Origin of the sequence: Pseudomonas sp. CFII68 (genome assembly GCF_000416195.1) — a bacterium.
In the GTDB taxonomy this organism is placed as follows: Bacteria; Pseudomonadota; Gammaproteobacteria; order Pseudomonadales; family Pseudomonadaceae; genus Aquipseudomonas; species Aquipseudomonas kilonensis.
Genome location: NZ_ATLN01000070.1, coordinates 63,594 through 84,103 on the forward strand (window position 1 = coordinate 63,594; position 20,510 = coordinate 84,103).

Sequence of the window (20,510 nt, forward strand, 5' to 3'; positions counted from 1 at the left end):
AAATGAGCGGTCGCGCTCGTCGACAAGGCAGTTTTCTTCAATACCACCGGAGCCGGGCCCATTACCTTGGGGGCTCTTTCCTGGAATGAAGAAGATAAGTGATGAGCTTGATACTTTCCATGGCCACTTTTGCTTTGGTGGCTTCCATTACACCCGGCCCGGTCAATATCGTCGCCCTCAGCTCTGGGGCCCGGTACGGGTTTCGTGCCACCCTGCGCCATGTGGCCGGCGCCACCCTCGGGTTTGTCTTGCTGCTGGTGCTGATGGGGCTGGGGTTGCATGAAGTGTTGCAGCGCTGGCCTGGTCTCACACGAGTGGTGCAACTGGGCGGCGTGGCGTTCCTGTTGTTCATGGCCTGGAAACTGGCGATGGACAGCGGGCACCTGGGCGGCGAAGACGAGGGGCGGGCGCCTTCGATGTTCTATGGCGCGCTGATGCAATGGCTCAATCCCAAGGCGTGGCTGGCCTGCGTAGCGGGGATGGGGGCATTCGTGGCCGATGGCGAGGCGCGGCTGGTGTGGCAGTTTGCGGCGATCTACCTGGTGATCTGCTACGTCTCGGTGGGCTGCTGGGCCTATGCCGGGAGTTTTCTGCGCACCTGGCTGGGTAATCCGGCGACCATGCGCCTGTTCAATCGGGCGATGGCGGTGTTGTTGGTGGCCAGTGCGGTGTATCTGTTGTTGCCGTGAGCCAACCCGTCCTTGCGGTTGGAACGCTGTTGTGGCGAGGGGATTTAGCGAAACGTCGCACCGCCCCGCTGGGCTGCGCAGCAGCCCCTGGATCTATCTGATGCACCGAGTTGTCAGGTTTTAGGGTCGCTTCGCGCCCCAGCGGGGATAAATCCCCTCGCCACAACAGCGAGGTGGTCAGCCGCGATATTGCCCGGGCGTAGCCGCCAGGTGTTGCTTGAATGCGCGCTGGAAATGCGCCTGGTCGGCAAACCCGCTGTCCAGCGCCACGTCGGCGATCAGCTTGCCTTCGCGTAATTGGTGCCGGGCAAACTGGATCCGGCGGTTGACCAGGAAGGCGTGGGGCGTCATCCCGTAATGGCGCTTGAAGGCTCGGCTCAGGTAGGACGGCGACAGTTGCGCGGCGGTGCAGATGTCTTCGAGCTTCAAGGCTTCGCTGCAATGGTCGTGGATGAATTGCGCCGCCCTCATCAGCCCCGGATGGCTGCCACGATCCGGGCGACCGGCAGGGTTGAGCCGCTGTTGCAGGTCGATGAAAAACGCCTCGGCGGCGGCGTGTTTGTGGGCGGTGTCGAGTTGCGCGTCCACCAATTGCTCATACAGCTTCCCCAGCGCGGCAAACAGTTCCACGTCGCGGCTGTGCGTGGTGGCGAAGCCCTGGAAATCCAGGTTTTCGTCAAAGCCGATACGGCGCTGCAGGTCCCTGAGCCACAGGGTGTCGACGTACAGCATCACGTAGGACCACGGCTGATCGTCGATCGGGTTGCACGCGTGGACGTCGCCGGGGTTCATCAGCACCACCGTGCCGCTCTCCACCTGGAAGTTCGAGCGTTCGTGAAGGTAGGTGCTGCGCCCGGCGGTGATCGCGCCGATGGAAAAGTGGTCATGGGAATGGCGCGAGTAGCAGACCTTGCGCCCGTCGCCGATGGCCCGGGCTTCGATGAAGGGCAGGGCCGCGTCGCGCCAGAAGCGTGGGGCGTCGTCATGGGGGGCGTGCTTCATCGGTCAGCATCCTCGTCTTGAACCTTGAGTGGCAGTGTATTAGCCCTGGCCGGCAAATGCCCGTGGGATTTAGCCGTTCGGTTTGAACGGCATTGGTCCTGGGCTAGACTTCATGAAGTCCTGCCAATGGAGTTTCCGATGCTTGTGCCACGCAAACCGGACGACGAAGCCGATCGCCTCAAGAATCTGCACTCGCTCAAGCTGCTGGATACCGCACCCGAAGAGCGGTTTGACCGCCTGACCCGCCTTGCCCGACGCCTGTTTGACGTGCCCATCGCCCTGGTGTCCCTGGTGGACGCCAACCGGCAATGGTTCAAGTCCAGCGCGGGCCTGGACGCCAGCGAAACCCCGCGGGACGTTTCGTTTTGTGGGCATGCGATTTTGCAGGATCAGATCCTGGAGATCTGCGACGCGGAACAGGACGAGCGCTTCCACGACAACCCGTTGGTCACGGACAAACCAGGCATTCGCTTCTACGCCGGGTATCCGCTGGGGCTCGAGGACGGCAGCAAGCTTGGCACGTTGTGCCTGCTCGACACCCGGCCGCGCAAGCTCAATGACGAAGAGCGCGAGCTGCTGCGTGACCTGGCGCGCATGGCCGAGCAGGAAATGGTCGCGGTGCAGATGGCGAGCATGGACGAGCTGACGTTGTTATCCAATCGGCGTGGCTTCAGGACGTTGGCCCAGCATGCCTTGAATGTGTGTGATCGCTTGTCGCGGCCGGCGACGTTGCTGTTCTTCGACCTCAACGACTTCAAGCCGATCAACGACCGTTATGGGCATGCCGAGGGTGACAGCGCGCTGAAAACCTTCGCCGATGTGCTGCGTATCGCCTTTCGCGAAAGTGACGTGATCGGGCGCTTGGGCGGTGATGAGTTCGTGGCACTGCTCACCGGTTCTTCCCGTGTCGAGACAGCGGCGATCATGGTGCGGCTCAAGGAAATCCTTGATGAGCGCAATGCGATGTTGCAGCGTGGCTATGACATTCGTTTCAGTGTCGGCCAGATCGAGTACGACGCCCAGCGCCATCAGTCGATCGACACGCTACTGGCGGACGCGGATGCGGCGATGTACACGCAGAAACAGGCGTTACGCAGCTAACATAGACTGATCAGGCCACCGCCTATCCCTGTGGGAGCGAGCCTGCTCGCGATGACCGAGTCACACTCAATATTTATGTCAACTGACCCACCGCAATCGCGAGCAGGCTCGCTCCCACAAGGGATTTGTAGTGGGCATAAAAAAACGCCGCTTGGCCTTTCCAGGGCAAGCGGCGTTTTTGCTGCAACGTGAAGATTACTCTTCGATGTTGCCCATGGCGGTGGTGTTGAAGCCGCCGTCCACGTACATGATTTCACCGCTGATGCCCGATGCCAGGTCCGAGCACAGGAAGGCGCCGGCGTTGCCGACTTCTTCGATGGTGACGTTGCGACGCAGCGGGGTTTGCGCTTCGTTGGCGGCCAGCATCTTGCGGAAGTTCTTGATGCCGGAAGCGGCGAGGGTGCGGATCGGGCCTGCCGATACGCAGTTGACGCGGGTGCCGTCCGGGCCCAGGGAGCCGGCCAGGTAACGGACGCCGGCTTCCAGGGAAGCCTTGGCCATGCCCATGACGTTGTAGTTCGGCATGGTGCGCTCGGCGCCCAGGTACGACAGGGTCAGCAGGCTGCCGTTGCGGCCTTTCATCATTTCGCGACCGGCCTTGGCCAGGGCCACGAAGCTGTAGGCGCTGATGTCGTGGGCAATGCGGAAACCTTCACGGGTGGTGGCTTCGGTGAAGTCGCCGTCCAGTTGGTCGCCCGGGGCGAAGCCCACGGAGTGCACGATGCAGTCCAGGCCGTCCCACTTCTTGCTCAGTTGTTCGAAGACCTTGGCGATTTCTTCATCGCTGGCCACGTCGCACGGGAAGCACAGCTCAGGGCTCGAACCCCAGCCCTGTGCGAACTCTTCGACACGACCCTTGAGTTTGTCGTTCTGATAAGTGAAGGCAAGCTCAGCGCCCTCGCGATGCATGGCGGCGGCGATGCCGGATGCGATGGACAGCTTGCTGGCGACACCGACGATCAGTACGCGCTTACCGGCGAGAAAACCCATGTGTTGCTCCTCTTTCAGGTTATTCGGCAGTTGTTGGGGCCAGGAAGGCGGCCTCCAGCAACTGCTGTGTATAGGGGTGCTGCGGCGCGGCGAATATGCTGCGGGCATCACCTTGTTCGACCACTTGGCCATGCTTGACCACCATCAACTGGTGGCTCAGCGCTTTGACGACAGCCAGGTCATGGCTGATAAACAGGTACGTCAGGTTGTACTTGGTTTGCAACGACCGCAACAGCTCCACCACTTGGCGTTGCACGGTACGGTCCAGGGCCGACGTCGGTTCATCCAGCAGAATCAACGCCGGCTTGAGCACCAGGGCCCGGGCAATGGCGATACGCTGCCGTTGCCCTCCGGAAAATTCATGGGGGTAGCGGTTCCGGGTTTCCGGGTCCAGGCCTACCTCCTTCAATGCCGCAATTATCGCTTGTTCCTGTTCGGCTTCGGTGCCGATCTTGTGGATCCGCAGGCCTTCGCCGACGATCTGGCTTACACACATCCGTGGGCTCAGGCTGCCAAACGGGTCCTGAAACACCACTTGCATCTCCCGGCGTAGCGGCCGGACTTGTTGCTGCGTCAGGCTGTCCAGCTGCTTGCCCTCGAAGCGGATCCCGCCCTGGCTGCCGATCAACCGCAGGATTGCCAGCCCCAGGGTGGATTTGCCGGAACCGCTTTCGCCGACGATACCCAGGGTCTGGCCCTGGGGCAGGCTGAAGCGGATACCGTCCACGGCCTTGATGTAGTCTACCGTGCGCTTGAACAGGCCTTTCTTGATCGGGAACCAGACTTTCAGGTCCTCGACCTGCAACAACGGCGGGCCGACAACGTTGTTCGCCGGGGTGCCGCTGGGCTCGGCGCCCAGCAGTTCCCGAGTGTACGGATGCTGCGGTGCGCGGAACAACTCTTCGCACGATGCCTGTTCGACGATGCAACCGCGCTGCATGACACATACGCGATGCGCAATTCTTCGCACAAGGTTCAAATCGTGGCTGATCAGCAGCAGCGACATGCCCAATCGCGCCTGCAATTCCTTGAGCAGTTGGAGGATTTTCAGCTGGACGGTGACATCCAGCGCGGTGGTCGGCTCGTCGGCGATCAGCAGTTCCGGCTCGTTGGCCAGGGCCATGGCGATCATCACCCGCTGGCGCTGGCCGCCGGACAGCTCGTGGGGCAGGGCCTTGAGGCGCTTGTGGGGCTCGGGGATGCCGACCAGTTCCAGCAACTCGAGGGTGCGGCGGGTCGCGACCTTGCCGCTCAGGCCCTTGTGGATGCCGAGCACTTCATTGATCTGTTTTTCAATGGAGTGCAGCGGGTTGAGGGAGGTCATCGGCTCCTGGAAGATCATCGCGATCCGATTGCCACGGATATGCCGGATGGTTTTTTCCTTCAAACCCAGCAAATTCTGGCCGGCGTACTGGATAGTGCCGGTGGGGTGATGGGCCAGCGGGTAGGGCAGCAACCGCAGGATCGAGTGGGCGGTGACCGATTTGCCCGAGCCGCTTTCACCCACCAGGGCCAGGGTTTCGCCGCGCTTGATATCGAAGCTGACGCCCTCGACCACACGCTGGCGACGCTCGCCGACAATGAACTCCACCGCCAGGTCGCGCACTTCGATCAGATTATCCTGGTTCATATCACTTCCTCGGATCGAAGGCATCGCGAGCGGACTCGCCGATGAACACCAACAGGCTCAGCATCACGGCCAGCACGGCGAACGCGCTGATGCCCAGCCACGGCGCCTGGAGGTTGGATTTGCCCTGGGCCACCAGCTCGCCCAGCGACGGCGCGCCCGGCGGCAGGCCAAAGCCGAGGAAATCCAGGGCGGTGAGGGTGCCGATGGCGCCGGTGAGGATGAACGGCATGAACGTCATGGTCGAGACCATGGCGTTGGGCAGGATGTGGCGGAACATGATCGCGCCGTTCTGCATGCCCAGGGCCCGGGCGGCGCGCACGTATTCGAGGTTGCGCCCGCGCAGGAACTCGGCACGGACCACGTCTACCAGGCTCATCCAGGAAAACAGCAGCATGATGCCCAGCAGCCACCAGAAGTTGGGCTGCACGAAACTGGCCAGGATGATCAGCAAGTACAGCACCGGCAACCCCGACCAGATTTCCAGGAAACGTTGGCCGGCCAGGTCCACCCAGCCGCCATAGAAGCCCTGCAGGGCGCCGGCGATCACGCCGATGATCGAGCTGAGCACGGTCAGCGTCAGGGCAAACAGTACCGAGATGCGGAAGCCATAGATGACCCGGGCCAGGACATCGCGACCCTGGTCGTCAGTGCCCAGCCAGTTCACCGAAGAGGGCGGCGCCGGGGCCGGGACCTTCAGGTCGTAGTTGATGCTCTGGTAGCTGAACGGAATCGGTGCCCACAGCACCCAGGCGTCCTTGGTCGCCAGCAGTTCGCGGATGTAGGGGCTCTTGTAGTTGGCTTCCAGCGGGAACTCGCCGCCGAACGTGGTTTCCGGGTAGCGCTTGAGCGCCGGGAAGTACCAGCCGTCGTCGTAATGCACCACCAGCGGCTTGTCGTTGGCGATCAACTCGGCGCCCAGGCTCAGCCCGAACAGGATCAGGAACAGCCACAGTGACCACCAGCCACGCTTGTTGGCCTTGAACAGTTCGAAGCGGCGGCGATTGAGAGGGGACAGGTTCATCTCAATGCTCCCGGCTTTCGAAGTCGATGCGCGGATCGACAAAGGTGTAGGTCAAGTCGCCGATCAGTTTCACCACCAGCCCCAGCAAGGTGAAGATGAACAGGGTGCCGAACACCACCGGATAGTCGCGGTTGATCGCCGCTTCGAAACTCATCAGGCCCAGACCGTCGAGGGAGAAGATCACTTCCACCAGCAGGGAGCCGGTAAAGAAGATCCCGATGAAGGCCGAAGGGAAGCCGGCGATCACCAGCAGCATGGCGTTGCGGAATACGTGGCCGTAGAGCACCCGATGGCGGGTCAGGCCCTTGGCCTTGGCGGTGACCACGTATTGCTTGTTGATTTCGTCGAGGAAGCTGTTCTTGGTTAGCAGGGTCATGGTCGCGAAGTTGCCGATCACCAGGGCGGTCACGGGCAAGGCCAGGTGCCAGAAGTAATCGAGGATCTTGCCGCCCATGCTCAATTCGTCGAAGTTGTTGGAGGTCAGCCCGCGCAACGGGAACCAGTCGAAATAACTGCCGCCGGCAAACACCACGATCAGCAGGATGGCGAACAGGAATGACGGGATCGCGTAGCCGACGATGATGGCCGAGCTGGTCCAGACATCGAAATGGCTGCCGTGGCGCGTGGCCTTGGCGATCCCCAGCGGGATCGACACCAGGTACATGATCAGCGTGCTCCACAACCCGAGGGAGATGGACACCGGCATCTTTTCCTTGATCAGGTCGATGACCTTGGCATCGCGGAAGAAACTGTCGCCGAAGTCCAGGTGGGCGTAGTTCTTGATCATGATCCACAGGCGTTCGGGCGCCGACTTGTCGAAGCCGTACATGTGCTCGATTTCCTTGACCAGTGCCGGATCCAGGCCCTGGGCACCGCGGTACGAGGAGCCGGCCACCGCCACTTCGGCACCGCCGCCGGCAATGCGGCTGGTGGCGCCTTCGAAGCCCTCGAGCTTGGCGATCATCTGTTCCACCGGCCCGCCGGGCGCGGCCTGGATGATGACGAAGTTGATCAGCAGAATGCCGAACAGGGTCGGGATGATCAGCAGCAGTCGCCGAAAAATATAAGCCAGCATCTTGTTACTCCACGCTCGCAGGGGCGGCGATTTGCTGCTCGATGACCTGCTTCTCTACTTCATCGGCCGGCTTGACCTCCGGCTTGACCCACCAGGTGGTGGTGCCGATGTCATAGGTTGGCGTGATTTTCGGATGACCAATGTGATTCCAGTAGGCCACGCGCCAGGTCTTGATGTGCCAGTTGGGAATCACGTAGTAGCCCCACTGCAAAACCCGGTCCAGTGCTCGGGCGTGGGCCACCAGGCTCTTGCGCGAATCGGCGTTGATCAGTTGTTCCACCAGTTGGTCCACGGCCGGATCCTTCAGGCCCATGGTGTTGCGGCTGCCGGGCTTGTCGGCGGCGGCCGACATCCAGAACTCGCGCTGTTCGTTACCCGGCGAGCTGGATTGCGGGAAGCTGCCCACCACCAGGTCGAAGTCTCGGGAGCGTACGCGGTTGACGAACTGGGAGACGTCGACTCGGCGGATGATCAGCTCGATGCCCAGGTCGCTCAGGTTGCGCTTGAACGGCAGCAGTATCCGTTCGAACTCGGTCTGGGCCAGCAGGAACTCCAGCACCACCGGTTTGCCCTGGGCATCGACCATCTTGTCGTCGACGATGCGCCAGCCGGCTTCCTGCAGCAATTGGTAGGCCTTGCGCTGCTGGTCGCGGATCATGCCGCTGCCGTCGCACATTGAAGGCTGGAAGGCGTCGGTGAAGACTTGCTCGGGAATCTTGCCGCGCAGGGGCTCGAGAATCTTCAGTTCGTCTTCGCCGGGCAGGCCGGTGGCGGCCATGTCCGAATTCTCGAAGTAGCTGCGGGTGCGAGCGTAGGCGCCGTTGAACAGTTGTTTGTTGGTCCACTCGAAATCGAGGAGCAGGCTCAAGGCCTTGCGTACCCGGACATCCTGGAAGATCGGCCGGCGCAGGTTGTAGATAAAGCCCTGCATGCCGGTGGGGTTGCCGTTGGGGATCTGTTCCTTGATCAGCCGGCCCTCGGTCACGGCTGGGATGTTGTAGGCATTGGCCCAGTTCTTGGCGGTCATCTCCAACCAGAAATCGAATTGACCGGCTTTCAAGGCCTCGACCGCGACGGTGTTGTCGCGGTAGTAGTCGGTGACCAGTACGTCGAAATTGTAGAAGCCGCGATTGACCGCCAGGTCTTTGCCCCAATAGTCCTTCACCCGCTCATAGCGGATCGAGCGACCGGCCTTCACTTCGGCAACCTTGTAGGGGCCGCTGCCCAGGGGGATTTCCAGGTTGCCCTTGCTGAAGTCGCGCTCGGCCCACCAGTGCTTCGGCAATACCGGCAGTTGGCCGAGGATCAACGGCAGTTCGCGATTGTTGGTGTGCTTGAACTTGAACAGGACCTTGAGTGGGTCTTCGGCAATGACGTCGGCAACATCGTTGTAATAGCCGCGAAACATCGGCGCGCCGTCCCTGGTCAGGGTCTGGAAGCTGAAGACCACGTCTTCTGCCCGTACCGGGTGGCCGTCGTTGAAGCGGGCTTCGGGGCGTAGGTAGAAGCGCACCCAGGCATTGTCCGGGGCTTTCTCGATTTTTTCGGCGATCAGGCCATATTCGGTGAAAGGTTCGTCCAGGCCCTGCTTGGCCAGGGTGTCGTAGATCAGGCCGATGTCATCGGCCGGCACGCCTTTGCTGATGAATGGGTTGAGGCTGTCGAAACCCCCAAAGCCGCCCTGGCGGAAGATGCCGCCCTTGGGCGCATCCGGGTTGACGTAGTCGAAATGCTTGAAGTTCGCCGGGTATTTCGGCGGCTCGTTGTACAAGGTCAAGGCGTGCTGTGGCGCGGCGCAGGCCAACCCGGCGAATAACAGGCTGCTGGCCTGCAGAAGCAGGGCACGTAGAGGCTTCATTGATCTTTCTCCGAAGATTTCAGCCACCATGCGCTCAGGCCCAGGGTGTAGGGCGGCGTGGTGACGAAGGCGAACCGGTTGCGGTACGCCAGGCGATGATAATTGAGATACCAGTTGGGAATGCAGTAATGCTGCCACAACAGCACGCGATCCAGGGCTTTGCCGGCGGCGACCTGTTCGTCGCGGGTCTGGGCGGCGAGCAATTTTTCCAGCAGGTGGTCGACCACCGGGTTGGCGATCCCCGCGTAGTTCTTGCTGCCCTTGACCCCGACCTGGCTGGAGTGGAAGTACTGCCATTGCTCAAGGCCCGGGCTGAGGGTCTGGCCCAAGGTCAGCAGGATCATGTCGAAATCGAACTGGTCCAGGCGCTGTTTGTACTGGGCGCGATCCACTGTGCGCAACCGGGCCTGGATGCCGATGCTGGCGAGGTTTTCGACGTAGGGCTGCAGGATGCGCTCAAGGTTCGGGTTCACCAGCAGGATTTCGAAACTCAGGGGCTGGCTGTCGGCATTGAGCAGGCGCTGGCCGTTAAGGCTCCAGCCGGCTTCCTTCAAGAGCCCCAGGGCCTTGCGCAAGGTTTCCCGGGGGATGCCGCGCCCGTCGGTCTTGGGCAAGCTGAAGGGTTCGGTGAGCAGTGTGGGCGGCAATTGTTCCCGATACGGCTTGAGCAACAGCCATTCATGGCCCACCGGCAGGCCGGTGGCGGAGAATTCGCTGTTGGGGTAGTAACTGAGGGTGCGCTTGTAGGCGCCGCTGAACAGGGTGCGGTTGGTCCACTCGAAATCGAACATCAGCCCCAAGGCTTCACGTACCTTGACCTCGGCAAACGTGCTGCGCCGGGTGTTCATGAACAGGCCTTGGGTCTGGGTCGGGATCTGGTGGGGGATTTGCGCCTTGATGACATCGCCCCGGTTGACCGCCGGGAACTGATAGCCGTTGGCCCAGTTCTTGGCCTGGTGTTCGATGTAGATATCGAACTCGCCAGCCTTGAAGGCTTCGAAGGCGACTTCGCTGTCGCGGTAGAACTCCACGTCCATGCGGTCGTAGTTGTATTTGCCGCGATTGACCGGCAGGTCCTTGCCCCAGTAGTTCTTGACCCGCTCGAACACCAGTTGGCGGCCTGGTTGCACTTTGGTGATGCGATACGGCCCGCTGCCCAGGGGCGGTTCGAAGGTCGTCGCCTTGAAATCGCGGTTTTTCCAGTAATGCTGGGGCAACACCGGCAGTTCACCCAGGCGCAGGATCAGCAGCGGATTGCCCGCACGCTTGAAGACAAAGCGGATTTTCAGCGGGTTGAGAATGTCGACCCGCAGCACTTCCTGCAGGTTGGTGCGGTACTGCGGGTGGCCGTCCTTGAGCAGCGTCCTGTAGGAGAACGCCACGTCATAGGCGGTGATGGGTACGCCATCGTGAAACCGCGCTTCGGGGCGCAGGTTGAAAACCACCCAGCTGCGGTCTTCGCTGTATTCCACCGACTGGGCGATCAGGCCATAGCTCGACGTCGGTTCGTCACCGGAGGGGGCGTACTGGCCAGTGCCGACCATCAATGGTTCGTTCAGCTCATTGATGCCGTACTGCAGGAAGTTAGGCGTGGAAACCGGGCTGCTGCCCTTGAACGTGTAGGGGTTGAGCGTATCGAAGGTGCCGAATGCCATGACCCGCAAGACTCCGCCCTTGGGCGCTTGCGGGTTGACCCAGTCGAAGTGGGTGAATCTGGCCGGGTACTTGAGCGTGCCGAACTGCGCATAGCCATGGCTTTCGCTGATGGCTGCGCTGGCGGGAGAGCTCAAGGCCAGGCTGATCAGGAGCAGGAGGAGGGGACGTATCAAGTATGAGATCCGATCCAGGCGGCTTGGGCTTTTATGGCCTGTACAGTAACAGCTTGTATCGGCAGGAAAAAGGCGGGGTTTAGAGGGGATGCCAGTCAGCTAAGCGGATACCTGTGGGAGCAAGGCTTGCCCGCGATGAACGATATCGCGGTTCAACTGTTAAACCGCGGTGCGGCCATCGCGGGCAAGCCTTGCTCCCACATGCCTTGCCCCCACAGATGAGGCCCTCACCACACAAAGCTCCCCGGTCATCTCAGTGCGGGGAATAGACCGTTAGCATCTGCCCAGGCTTGAGTGCCTTGCCCATCCGCGGGTTCCAGCGCTTGAGGTGCTGCATTTCCACGTTGAAGCGCTTGGCGACGACGTACAGCGAATCACCCTGCTTGACCTTGTACTGGGTCTGCTTCTTCGGGTCCTTGCTATTGGCGGCCACCACGGTGCTGATGCGCTTGCCAGTGGCCTTGCTGGCCTTGGCATCCTGCATCACCAGGGTCTGGCCGACCTTGAGCTTGTTGCCGCTGAGTCTGTTCCAGCGTTGCAGGTCCTTGGTCTGGACGTTGTTGGCCTTGGCGATCTGGGCCAGGTTGTCGCCGCGCTTGACGCGGTAGGTGCGCTTCGCACCTGCCACGTCGCTGTCATCGGCCGATTCGAAGACCGGTTTGAGCGAGCGCTGGCTGATCAGCTCTTCCGGGCGCATGGTCGACAGGCTGGCGGTCAGCAATTGAGCCTTGGAGGTGGGTACCAGCAGGTGCTGCGGGCCGTCGATGGTGGTGCGCTGCTTGAAGGCCGGGTTGAGCTGGAACAGCTCGTCTTCATCGATGTTGGCCACCGCCGCGACCTTGGACAGGTCCATGCGCTGGTTGATCTCGACGACCTGGAAATAGGGTTCGTTGGCGATCGGGTTGAGGTTCACGCCATAGGCATCGGGCGAGAGCACCACCTGGGACAGCGCCAGCAGCTTCGGCACATAGGCCTGGGTCTCGCTGGGCAGCGGCAGGTTCCAGTAGTCGGTGGGCAGGCCAAGCTTCTCGTTGCGCTCGATGGCGCGACTGACCGTGCCTTCGCCAGCGTTGTAGGCCGCCAGCGCCAGCAACCAGTCGCCGTTGAACATGTCGTGCAGGCGCGTCAGGTAGTCCATGGCGGCCGTGGTGGAAGCGGTGATGTCGCGACGCCCGTCATAGAAGCGGGTCTGGCGCAGGTTGAAGTAACGCCCCGTGGACGGGATGAATTGCCACAGGCCCACCGCGTTGGCCCGGGAATAGGCCATGGGGTTGTAGGCACTCTCGATCACCGGCAGTAGTGCCAGCTCCAGCGGCATGTTGCGCTCTTCGAGGCGTTCGACGATGTAATGGATGTACAGGCTGCCGCGTTCACCGGCGTTCTCCAGGAAGGAGGGGTTGCTGGCGAACCACAGGCGCTGTTGCTCGATACGCGGGTTGACGCCGGCTGTTTCCTGCAGCTGGAAGCCCTGGCGCATGCGTTCCCAGACGTCCTGGGGTACTTGGGGGCTGGGTTTCTCGGTGAGCCATACCGGCTTCTGTTTGGCGCGAGCGGCGATATTCGGGGTGTGCGCCGCGTCGGTCTGCGGCGGCTGGCTCGTGCTCTGGCAGCCCGCCAAGGTGGCGGACACAGCCACCGCGATGGCTTGAGCCAAGCGGGTCAATGTGTCTGACTGGACGGACCTGCGTATAGATGACGACATTGGCTGGAAGTAAGTTCCGGGCAAAAATGTCGGCCGATTCTAGGAAGCGCACCCCAACAGGTCAACCTTTCAGAATTTTTGTATCAATCGATAGCTGCCTTAGAACGTATCTTTCCAAGCCCTCAAGGCCGCAAAAACCTCACTCGGCGTCTGGTTTCGCTGGCCGTTCCGTTCGTCCGCTTTTTGTTTAACGGATGTTTCAGTCGTGCGCAGGAACGGATTGGTGAGTTTTTCCAGGGCCAGGGTCGAGGGCAGCGTCATGATGCCTTCGCTGCGTTGCCGGCTGACTTTTTCCAGGCGGGCGACGATGTCCGGGTTGCCGGGCTCCACGGCGGCCGCGAACTTCAGGTTGCTGAGGGTATATTCGTGGGTGCAGTAGACCAGCGTATCTTCAGGCAGGGCGGCGAGGCGACTGAGCGAGTGGTGCATTTGCGCAGGCGTGCCTTCGAAGAGCCGACCGCAACCGGCGGCGAACAGGGTATCGCCACAGAACAGCAGGCCGTGGTGGTAGTAGGCGATGTGCCCCAGGGTATGGCCCGGCACGGCGTAGACATCGAAGTCCCAGCCGAGCACGCTGACCTGGTCGTTGTCATGCAGGGCCTGGTCCCGCGCCGGGATGTTTTCGCTGGCCGGGCCGTAAACGGTGGCGTTCGTCGCTTTCTTCAGCGCCTGGACGCCGCCGACATGATCATGGTGATGATGGGTGATCAAGATATCGCTCAGGACCCAGCCCGGATGGGCCTCGAGCCAGGCCTGCACCGGTGCGGCGTCACCCGGGTCGACCACGGCGCAGCGCTGGGTGGCGTGGTCCTGTAACAACCAGATGTAGTTATCGGTGAATGCGGGCAGGGCACTGATCTGTATCATCGTGGAATTCGCCAAGCGGAAAACAAAGGCGCATCTTAGAACTTCCTGACGCGTTGGAGAATGCAATGACCGATGAAGCGTTCGCTCAGGCTGATCCTGACTGGCTGGCGTTGATCAGCGCCGCCCGTGAATGGCTGTCCGGCCCTGTCGGGCAATTTTTGCTGGATGAAGAACGGCGCATGCTCGAAGACGAGTTGGGCCGGTTCTTCGGCGGCTACCTGGTGCACTACGGGCCCTCGGCGCAAACCCCGCCGTCGGCACCGCAAGTCCAGCGCAACGTACGCCTGGGGGCGCCGTTGCCCGGGGTGGAAATCGTCTGCGAGGAGCAGGCCTGGCCGTTGAGCGAACATGCCGCCGATGTGGTGGTCATGCAGCACGGCCTGGATTTCTGCCTGTCACCCCACGGTTTGTTGCGTGAAGCCGCCAGCAGCGTGCGCCCCGGCGGGCATCTGTTGATCATCGGCATCAACCCCTGGAGCACTTGGGGGTTGCGTCATGTGTTTGCCCACGACGCCTTGCGCCAGGCCCGCTGCATCTCGGCGTCGAGGGTCGGTGACTGGCTCAACCTGCTGGGTTTTGCGCTGGAGAAACGCCGCTTCGGGTGCTATCGTCCGCCGCTTGCGTCGCCCAAGTGGCAGGCGCGCCTGGCCGGCTGGGAGCGCAAGGCCGGTGACTGGCAGCTGTCCGGCGGCGGTTTCTACCTGCTGGTGGCGCGCAAGATCGCGGTCGGACTGCGCCCGGTGCGTCAGGTGCGACGCGAGCCGATGGGCAAGTTGATTCCCTTGCCAATGGCCAAGGTCAATCGTCGCCACATCGAGCCGTAACCTTTTTCGAGGGTTCTTGCCGGTAATGGGCTGCGGGTGTTGTCGGGCCCGATCGGCGGGCCTTTGCATTTTTTCCTGGATAGATTGGCATGAGCGATAGCGTAGAACTCTTCACTGATGGCGCCTGCAAGGGCAACCCCGGTCCGGGCGGCTGGGGCGCGTTGCTGGTGTGCAAGGGCGTGGAGAAGGAACTCTGGGGCGGCGAAGCCAATACCACCAACAATCGCATGGAGCTGATGGGCGCCATCCGAGGCCTGGAAGAGCTCAAGCGGTCCTGTGATGTGTTGTTGGTGACCGACTCGCAGTACGTCATGAAAGGCATCAACGAGTGGATGGCCAACTGGAAGAAGCGCGGTTGGAAGACGGCGGCAAAGGAACCGGTGAAAAACGCCGACCTCTGGAAGCTGCTGGATGAACAGGTCAACCGCCACAACGTCACCTGGAAATGGGTGCGCGGCCACATCGGCCACCACGGCAACGAACGGGCCGACCAGTTGGCCAATCGTGGGGTCGATGAGGTGCGGGGCTACAAGCAGGCTTGATTCTCGGTTGCGCCCCTGTGGCCAGGGCGCTTGTGTGGGAGCAAAGCTTGCTCGCGACACAGGCGCCCTGGTTTTCCTGAAAGACCGCATGATCTTCATCGCGAGCAAGCTTTGCTCCCACAGTGTTTGCTCTCGTTCATCACTTGCTTGCAAGAGCCTGGCTCCCAGGTAAATCCCCTTGCGACAAGAGCGTGTTAACATCCGCGCTTTTGCAAGACTGCCCGCTGAGAGCTGAACACTGATGGCCAACAGATCTGTAGTACTGGATACCGAAACCACCGGCATGCCGGTGACCGATGGTCACCGGATTATTGAAATCGGTTGTGTCGAGCTGATCGGCCGGCGCCTGACCGGTCGCCATTTCCATGTGTACCTGCAACCGGACCGCGAAAGCGACGAGGGCGCCATTGGCGTCCACGGCATCACCAACGAATTCCTGGTGGGCAAGCCGCGTTTCGCCGAAGTGGCCGATGAGTTCTTCGAATTCATCCAGGGCGCGCAGTTGATCATCCACAACGCGGCGTTCGACGTCGGGTTCATCAACAACGAATTCGCCCTGATGGGCCAGCACGACCGGGCTGACATTACCCAGCATTGCACCATTCTCGATACCCTGATGATGGCCCGGGAACGCCACCCTGGGCAGCGCAATAGCCTCGATGCCTTGTGCAAGCGCTACGGCGTCGACAACTCCGGCCGTGAACTGCACGGCGCCTTGCTCGACTCCGAGATCCTGGCCGACGTCTACCTGACCATGACCGGCGGCCAGACCAGCCTGTCCCTGGCCGGCAACGCCTCGGACGGCAACGGTACTGGCGAAGGCTCCGGCAACCAGGCCTCGGAGATTCGCCGTTTGCCCGCTGAGCGCCAGCCATCGCGGATTATCCGCGCCAGCGAAAGCGACCTGGCCGAACATGCCGCGCGTCTGGAAGCCATCGCCAAGTCCGCAGGTGCTCCGGCATTGTGGACGCAGTTGGCCGAGGCGCAGGCTGCAACGCACTGATGAAACCCTGTTAGGCCATGTCGTTCCGTAGAAGCTGCCGAGCGGAGCGAGGCTGCGATCTTTCCCCTGGCAGTTGAGTCTCGCGTGAAAGATCAAAAGATCGCAGGCTTCGCCAGCTCCTACAGGGACCATCGCGAGCAAGGTTATCCATCGTTCATTTCTCGCCACAATCGCCACGACCTTCTACCCTGAGGTAACGGGCAGGCTACGGATCCCGCTTGATGTGTGAAGATTTGAAAGGCAAGGGCAATGGATGGCACCACGCCGTTGGTTGTCTCAAGGAATGAGGACCTTCCCCAGTATGCAACCGGTCATGAATCCCAAGCACCCCGGGTTGTCGGTGCGCGTCGTCGATGACGGCTTTGCCGCCTATATCTGGGGCAGTGACTTCAGCTTCGAAGTCAACGACTACGGGACGGCGCAGATCGGCCGGCCCGTCAGCCAGTGGGCGGTGACACCTATTGTTCCCTATCGCAAGTGCTATGGCATCGATCCCGAGGAGTTCAGCAGCTTCCGCGATGCCCCGGACAGCGAGATCTTCATGGCTTATCTCGATGATCAGCCCGTGGGGCATCTGGTGGTCAGTACCAACTGGAACGGCTATGCCCACATCGACGAGTTGGCGGTACACGCCCCAGCCCGTCGCCACGGAGTAGCCAAGGCATTGCTCGATGTCGCCCAGTTCTGGAGCCGCAAGAAAAAGCTGCCGGGCATCATGCTCGAGACCCAGAACAACAATCTGGGCGCCTGCCGACTCTATGAGCGTTGCGGTTACGTGCTCGGCGGTATCGATCACCTGCGCTATCGCGGCATTGACCGGCATACCGCCGAAGTGGCGCTGTTCTGGTACCGGCTGTTCGACGATCCGCTGGGCATGTCGATCAGTGGTTCAACAACGCCTCGGCTTGTTCCGTAACCCGTTCCAGCAGCGATTGGAGGGTGGGTGAGGGCGGCGTGCCGTTCAGGCTCAGGGCATAGAGGCCAATCGCAATGGCCGGCGATACCGGGCAGACGTCCAGGCCACTGCCCTTGGCTCCCGAGGCGGTGAACGGGTCGACGATGGCCAGGCCTTCGCCGGCCTCGACCATGGCGCGCATCATCTGATGGGTCTGGACGCGGATCTGGATCATCGGCGCCGGACGCAGTGCCGCCAATTTATGCTCGAACGCAGGGCTCAACGGGTCATGGCCATCCAGGCCTACCAACGGCTGGCCCGCCAGGTCCTGGAGCGAAATGTATTTTTGTCGTGGTTGCAGCCAGCCGTGAGGTGCCAGCAATTGCAGCTTGCCCTGGGCGATCATCTGGCAATGGATGTCGGGGTGTTCAGGGTCGTGCAGGCTCAGGCCCAGGTCGCTTTCACGCAACAGCAGGCTGTGGACGATGTCGCGGGTCGGTTGGCTGAGCAGGGTGCAAGGCGCATCCGGATGGCGGCGACGCAAGGCGGCGATGCTCTGGGGCAACAACTGCTGGGCCAGTGGCGGGGTGCAGATAATGCGCAAGGGTGGTGCCTGATAGTGTTTCAGGCTGCTGGCCAGGCGCTGCACCGGTTCGAGGGTGTCGTACACCCGCGTGATGCCGTCGCGCAGTTCAAGGGTTTCCCGGGTGGCCTGCAGGCGCCCGCGCACGCTGGCAAACAGCATGAAGCCCAACTGGGCCTCGGCATCGCGCAGGATCGCCTCGACCTCTGTCACCGGCAGTTGCAGCCATTCGGCCGCCGTGCCGAGGTGACCGGTCTGCAGCAGCGCCTGGATCACTTCGATGTGGCGTAAACGCATGCAAGAAGTCCATGTTCGGCGGGTGAGCCATTGAGTGGCTGAATCCTAACCCAAGTCCGGGCATGACTTCTGCTAATAACCAACAGGTTATAGCGCTATTTGTGTTTCGGGTTCGCGCGTCAACTTGATGCCGGTCTGCACCAATTCAAACTCGTCCTCGTTGAGTTTCTTGACTCGATCACCGATCGCCAGCTTGTAAGTGGTGACAGGCTCCTTGCCGTTTCCGTCGGGTGACGGGGTCGATTCCTGGAACTCATGCACCGAATAGACGCGACCTTCGGCGTCCCGCGCATGAAATTGTCCGACAAGTACTGCTGCCATTGCTTAGAACCTCTGGAAATAAATCACTCGATTTGCGGTTCTGTAGACCCTGGTCAAGCGTGGTAAGTTTTCCTACATGAAAAAAATAGTCCAGCCGACAGGTTTTCGTCGCTCCACTGGTCCAATTGTCACCCCGATCATCTATAACTACAGGCTCCTTTGAGCCGATAGTCGAGAAGCCTCTCATGAGTAATGTCTACACAGTGGCCGTTTTGGTGGGTAGCCTGCGCAAGGCATCGATCAACCGCAAGGTCGCGCTGGCACTGGCTGACCTGGCGCCCGCCAACCTCAAGCTGAACATTGTCGAGATCGGCGAGTTGCCACTTTATAACGAAGACATTGATGTGACACCGCCGGCAGCCTACACCACATTCCGTCAGCGGGTGGGTGCGGCTGATGCTTTGTTGTTCGTCACGCCTGAGTACAACCGCTCGGTGCCGGCGCCGTTGAAAAACGCCATCGACGTCGGCTCGCGTCCCTACGGCCAGAGTTGCCTGAGCGGCAAGCCGGGCGCGGTGATCAGTGCTTCACCGGGCGCCATGGGTGGTTTCGGCGCCAACCACCATTTGCGCCAGTCGCTGGTATTCCTTGACGTGCCCTGCATGCAGCAGCCGGAAGCCTACCTGAGCGGTGCCGGGACGGCATTTGACGAGGCGGGCAACCTGTCGGACTCGGTACGGCCCATCCTGCAGAAATTCATCGATGCCTACGGCAAGTGGGTCGAGCAACACAAGAAGGTTTGATACCTTTGCGCAACTTCAAGCCAATCACTTCTGTGGCGAAGTGATGTTCTGTGGGGGCAAGGCTTGCCCGCGATGGCCGCACCGCGGTTTAACAGTCGAACCGCGATATCTTCATCGCGGGCAAGCCTTGCTCCCACAGTGGGATATATTCGCCCCGTCGCACCACCAGACCGTTCTTTGTCACGTCTGACTCCCTCTTTTCAATCAACCTTCCAAGGCTGTTGTGCATGCTCATCGCGTCATTGATTTTCCTGCTGACCATTACGCTGGTGATCTGGCAGCCCAAGGGGCTTGGCGTCGGCTGGAGCGCGACGCTCGGCGCGCTGCTGGCGTTGTTGAGCGGGGTGGTGCAGGTCGGCGACATTGCGCTGGTCTGGCAGATCATCTGGAACGCCACCGGTACGTTTGTCGCGCTGATCATCATCAGCCTGCTGCTGGACGAGGCCGGCTTTTTCGCCTGGGCGGCCTTGCACGTGGCCCGTTGGGGAAAGGGCAGCGGGCACAAGCTGTTTGCGTTCATGGTGCTGCTGGGGGCGCTGGTGTCGGCCCTGTTTGCCAATGACGGGGCGGCGTTGATCCTGACGCCCATCGTGATTTCGATGCTGCTGGCGTTGCGGTTTTCCCCGGCGGCGACCCTGGCGTTCGTGATGGGCGCCGGTTTCATTGCCGACAGCGCGAGCCTGCCGCTGGTGGTGTCGAACCTGGTGAACATCGTCTCGGCGGACTTCTTCGGCATTGGTTTCAACCGCTACGCGGCGGTCATGGTGCCGGTGAACCTGGTCAGCGTGGCGGCGAGCCTGGCGATATTGATGTGGTTCTTTCGTCGCGACATTCCGGGTGACTACGACCCCGAGCAACTGGACGATCCGGCGACGGCGATCCACGACAAGGCAACGTTTTATGCCGGCTGGGTGGTGCTGGTGATCCTGCTGCTGGGCTGCTTTGCCCTGGAGCCACTGGGGATTCCCATCAGCGCGATCTCGGCGGTCTGCGCTGCGCTGCTGCTGGCCGTCGCGGCCCGTGGCCACAAGATTTCCACCCGCAAGGCGATGAAGGAGGCGCCTTGGCAGATCGTGATCTTCTCCCTCGGCATGTACCTGGTGGTCTATGGCCTGCGCAATGCCGGGCTGACCGGCTACCTGGCCCAATGGCTCGACGGTTTCGCCGAATATGGCGTGTGGGGTGCGGCCATGGGGACAGGCCTGCTGACGGCGTTGCTCTCGTCGGTCATGAACAATTTGCCAACGGTGCTGATCGGCGCCCTGTCCATCGACGCCAGCCAGGCCACCGGGGTGGTGAAGGAGGCGATGATCTACGCCAACGTCATCGGCAGCGACCTGGGCCCGAAAATCACCCCGATCGGCAGCCTGGCGACCTTGCTGTGGCTGCATGTGCTGGAACGCAAGAACATCCAGATCGGCTGGGGGTATTACTTCAAGGTCGGGATTGTGCTGACGCTGCCGGTGTTGTTGGTGACCTTGGCGGCGCTGGCGGTGCGGTTGTCACTCTAAACCGTAGCGGCCCCTTCGCGAGCAAGC

19 protein-coding genes are annotated in these 20,510 nt (G+C 61.5%); 8 read left to right on the top strand and 11 right to left on the bottom strand.

Going from position 1 to position 20,510, the window contains the following annotated elements; translation table 11 throughout:
* Positions 1–101 precede the first annotated feature (101 nt).
* Complete coding sequence (locus CFII68_RS16390) at positions 102–689, top strand: LysE family translocator (RefSeq protein WP_014337925.1); 588 nt, start codon at positions 102–104, stop codon at positions 687–689.
* Positions 690–866: 177 nt separating this feature from the next.
* Here CFII68_RS16390 and CFII68_RS16385 read toward each other — a convergent pair whose 3' ends face one another.
* On the bottom strand, positions 867–1,691 hold the full coding sequence (locus CFII68_RS16385; protein ID WP_018605765.1) for an AraC family transcriptional regulator: 825 nt from the start codon (positions 1,689–1,691) through the stop codon (positions 867–869).
* A 138-nt stretch (positions 1,692–1,829) separates the two neighbouring features.
* Between CFII68_RS16385 and CFII68_RS16380 the strand changes: the two genes are divergently transcribed.
* Positions 1,830–2,792, top strand: a complete 963-nt coding sequence (locus CFII68_RS16380; protein WP_018605766.1) for a diguanylate cyclase — start codon at positions 1,830–1,832, stop codon at positions 2,790–2,792.
* Between the two features lie 195 nt (positions 2,793–2,987).
* On the opposite strand, the gene fabI is transcribed toward CFII68_RS16380, so the two are convergent.
* From fabI to gloB, 8 genes are all read right to left on the bottom strand, one after another.
* On the bottom strand, positions 2,988–3,782 hold the full coding sequence (fabI, locus tag CFII68_RS16375) for an enoyl-ACP reductase FabI (RefSeq protein ID WP_014339032.1): 795 nt from the start codon (positions 3,780–3,782) through the stop codon (positions 2,988–2,990).
* A 19-nt stretch (positions 3,783–3,801) separates the two neighbouring features.
* Positions 3,802–5,412 carry an ABC transporter ATP-binding protein gene (locus CFII68_RS16370; RefSeq protein ID WP_014339033.1) on the bottom strand — a complete coding sequence of 537 codons (1,611 nt, stop codon included), beginning with the start codon at positions 5,410–5,412 and terminating at the stop codon, positions 3,802–3,804.
* Between the two features lies 1 nt (position 5,413).
* Positions 5,414–6,433, bottom strand: coding sequence for an ABC transporter permease (locus CFII68_RS16365; protein WP_018605767.1), 1,020 nt, complete (start codon positions 6,431–6,433; stop codon positions 5,414–5,416).
* Between the two features lies 1 nt (position 6,434).
* Positions 6,435–7,508, bottom strand: coding sequence for a microcin C ABC transporter permease YejB (locus CFII68_RS16360; RefSeq protein ID WP_018605768.1), 1,074 nt, complete (start codon positions 7,506–7,508; stop codon positions 6,435–6,437).
* Positions 7,509–7,512: 4 nt separating this feature from the next.
* Complete coding sequence (locus CFII68_RS16355) at positions 7,513–9,366, bottom strand: extracellular solute-binding protein (RefSeq protein ID WP_018605770.1); 1,854 nt, start codon at positions 9,364–9,366, stop codon at positions 7,513–7,515.
* Entirely contained in the window at positions 9,363–11,195 is a 1,833-nt protein-coding gene (locus CFII68_RS16350) for an extracellular solute-binding protein (protein WP_018605772.1), read from the bottom strand. Before CFII68_RS16350 ends, CFII68_RS16355 begins: the two co-directional genes overlap by 4 nt.
* 253 nt (positions 11,196–11,448) lie before the next feature.
* Positions 11,449–12,897, bottom strand: a complete 1,449-nt coding sequence (locus CFII68_RS16345) for a transglycosylase SLT domain-containing protein (RefSeq protein WP_018605773.1) — start codon at positions 12,895–12,897, stop codon at positions 11,449–11,451.
* A gap of 99 nt (positions 12,898–12,996) precedes the next feature.
* Positions 12,997–13,764, bottom strand: coding sequence for a hydroxyacylglutathione hydrolase (gloB, locus tag CFII68_RS16340; RefSeq protein WP_018605774.1), 768 nt, complete (start codon positions 13,762–13,764; stop codon positions 12,997–12,999).
* A gap of 65 nt (positions 13,765–13,829) precedes the next feature.
* On the opposite strand from gloB, the gene CFII68_RS16335 reads away from it, so the two are divergent.
* From CFII68_RS16335 to CFII68_RS16320, 4 genes are all read left to right on the top strand, one after another.
* Entirely contained in the window at positions 13,830–14,588 is a 759-nt protein-coding gene (locus CFII68_RS16335; RefSeq protein ID WP_018605776.1) for a class I SAM-dependent methyltransferase, read from the top strand.
* An 89-nt stretch (positions 14,589–14,677) separates the two neighbouring features.
* The gene (gene rnhA, locus CFII68_RS16330) at positions 14,678–15,130 is read left to right on the top strand and encodes a ribonuclease HI (RefSeq protein WP_003180633.1); all 453 of its coding nucleotides are present in this window, start codon (positions 14,678–14,680) and stop codon (positions 15,128–15,130) included.
* A gap of 241 nt (positions 15,131–15,371) precedes the next feature.
* Positions 15,372–16,133, top strand: a complete 762-nt coding sequence (gene dnaQ, locus CFII68_RS16325; protein WP_018605790.1) for a DNA polymerase III subunit epsilon — start codon at positions 15,372–15,374, stop codon at positions 16,131–16,133.
* Between the two features lie 301 nt (positions 16,134–16,434).
* Entirely contained in the window at positions 16,435–17,049 is a 615-nt protein-coding gene (locus tag CFII68_RS16320) for a GNAT family N-acetyltransferase (RefSeq protein ID WP_018605792.1), read from the top strand.
* Here the strand turns inward: CFII68_RS16320 and CFII68_RS16315 are convergent.
* Both CFII68_RS16315 and CFII68_RS16310 read right to left on the bottom strand, forming a co-directional pair.
* The gene (locus tag CFII68_RS16315; RefSeq protein ID WP_018605793.1) at positions 17,015–17,908 is read right to left on the bottom strand and encodes a LysR family transcriptional regulator; all 894 of its coding nucleotides are present in this window, start codon (positions 17,906–17,908) and stop codon (positions 17,015–17,017) included. The two genes, CFII68_RS16320 and CFII68_RS16315, sit on opposite strands and share 35 nt — an antisense overlap.
* 87 nt (positions 17,909–17,995) lie before the next feature.
* Complete coding sequence (locus CFII68_RS16310; protein WP_014339045.1) at positions 17,996–18,229, bottom strand: hypothetical protein; 234 nt, start codon at positions 18,227–18,229, stop codon at positions 17,996–17,998.
* A 185-nt stretch (positions 18,230–18,414) separates the two neighbouring features.
* Here CFII68_RS16310 and CFII68_RS16305 point away from each other — a divergent pair, with 185 nt between their 5' ends.
* Positions 18,415–18,972, top strand: a complete 558-nt coding sequence (locus CFII68_RS16305) for an NADPH-dependent FMN reductase (RefSeq protein ID WP_018605797.1) — start codon at positions 18,415–18,417, stop codon at positions 18,970–18,972.
* Positions 18,973–19,199: 227 nt separating this feature from the next.
* Entirely contained in the window at positions 19,200–20,483 is a 1,284-nt protein-coding gene (locus tag CFII68_RS16300) for an arsenic transporter (RefSeq protein WP_018605801.1), read from the top strand.
* The last annotated feature ends 27 nt before the right edge of the window (positions 20,484–20,510 follow it).

Excerpts from the sequence above, each read along its gene's own strand:
- rnhA (WP_003180633.1), top strand. The coding sequence starts at position 14,678 with ATGAGCGATAGCGTAGAACTCTTCACTGATGGCGCCTGCAAGGGCAAC.
- CFII68_RS16320 (WP_018605792.1), top strand. The coding sequence starts at position 16,435 with ATGCAACCGGTCATGAATCCCAAGCACCCCGGGTTGTCGGTGCGCGTC.
- dnaQ (WP_018605790.1), top strand. The coding sequence starts at position 15,372 with ATGGCCAACAGATCTGTAGTACTGGATACCGAAACCACCGGCATGCCG.
- CFII68_RS16310 (WP_014339045.1), bottom strand. The coding sequence starts at position 18,229 with ATGGCAGCAGTACTTGTCGGACAATTTCATGCGCGGGACGCCGAAGGT.
- CFII68_RS16355 (WP_018605770.1), bottom strand. The coding sequence starts at position 9,366 with ATGAAGCCTCTACGTGCCCTGCTTCTGCAGGCCAGCAGCCTGTTATTC.
- CFII68_RS16380 (WP_018605766.1), top strand. The coding sequence starts at position 1,830 with ATGCTTGTGCCACGCAAACCGGACGACGAAGCCGATCGCCTCAAGAAT.
- gloB (WP_018605774.1), bottom strand. The coding sequence starts at position 13,764 with ATGATACAGATCAGTGCCCTGCCCGCATTCACCGATAACTACATCTGG.
- CFII68_RS16385 (WP_018605765.1), bottom strand. The coding sequence starts at position 1,691 with ATGAAGCACGCCCCCCATGACGACGCCCCACGCTTCTGGCGCGACGCG.
- CFII68_RS16335 (WP_018605776.1), top strand. The coding sequence starts at position 13,830 with ATGACCGATGAAGCGTTCGCTCAGGCTGATCCTGACTGGCTGGCGTTG.
- CFII68_RS16370 (WP_014339033.1), bottom strand. The coding sequence starts at position 5,412 with ATGAACCAGGATAATCTGATCGAAGTGCGCGACCTGGCGGTGGAGTTC.
- CFII68_RS16390 (WP_014337925.1), top strand. The coding sequence starts at position 102 with ATGAGCTTGATACTTTCCATGGCCACTTTTGCTTTGGTGGCTTCCATT.
- CFII68_RS16300 (WP_018605801.1), top strand. The coding sequence starts at position 19,200 with ATGCTCATCGCGTCATTGATTTTCCTGCTGACCATTACGCTGGTGATC.
- CFII68_RS16315 (WP_018605793.1), bottom strand. The coding sequence starts at position 17,908 with ATGCGTTTACGCCACATCGAAGTGATCCAGGCGCTGCTGCAGACCGGT.
- CFII68_RS16360 (WP_018605768.1), bottom strand. The coding sequence starts at position 7,508 with ATGCTGGCTTATATTTTTCGGCGACTGCTGCTGATCATCCCGACCCTG.
- CFII68_RS16365 (WP_018605767.1), bottom strand. The coding sequence starts at position 6,433 with ATGAACCTGTCCCCTCTCAATCGCCGCCGCTTCGAACTGTTCAAGGCC.
- CFII68_RS16345 (WP_018605773.1), bottom strand. The coding sequence starts at position 12,897 with ATGTCGTCATCTATACGCAGGTCCGTCCAGTCAGACACATTGACCCGC.
- fabI (WP_014339032.1), bottom strand. The coding sequence starts at position 3,782 with ATGGGTTTTCTCGCCGGTAAGCGCGTACTGATCGTCGGTGTCGCCAGC.
- CFII68_RS16305 (WP_018605797.1), top strand. The coding sequence starts at position 18,415 with ATGAGTAATGTCTACACAGTGGCCGTTTTGGTGGGTAGCCTGCGCAAG.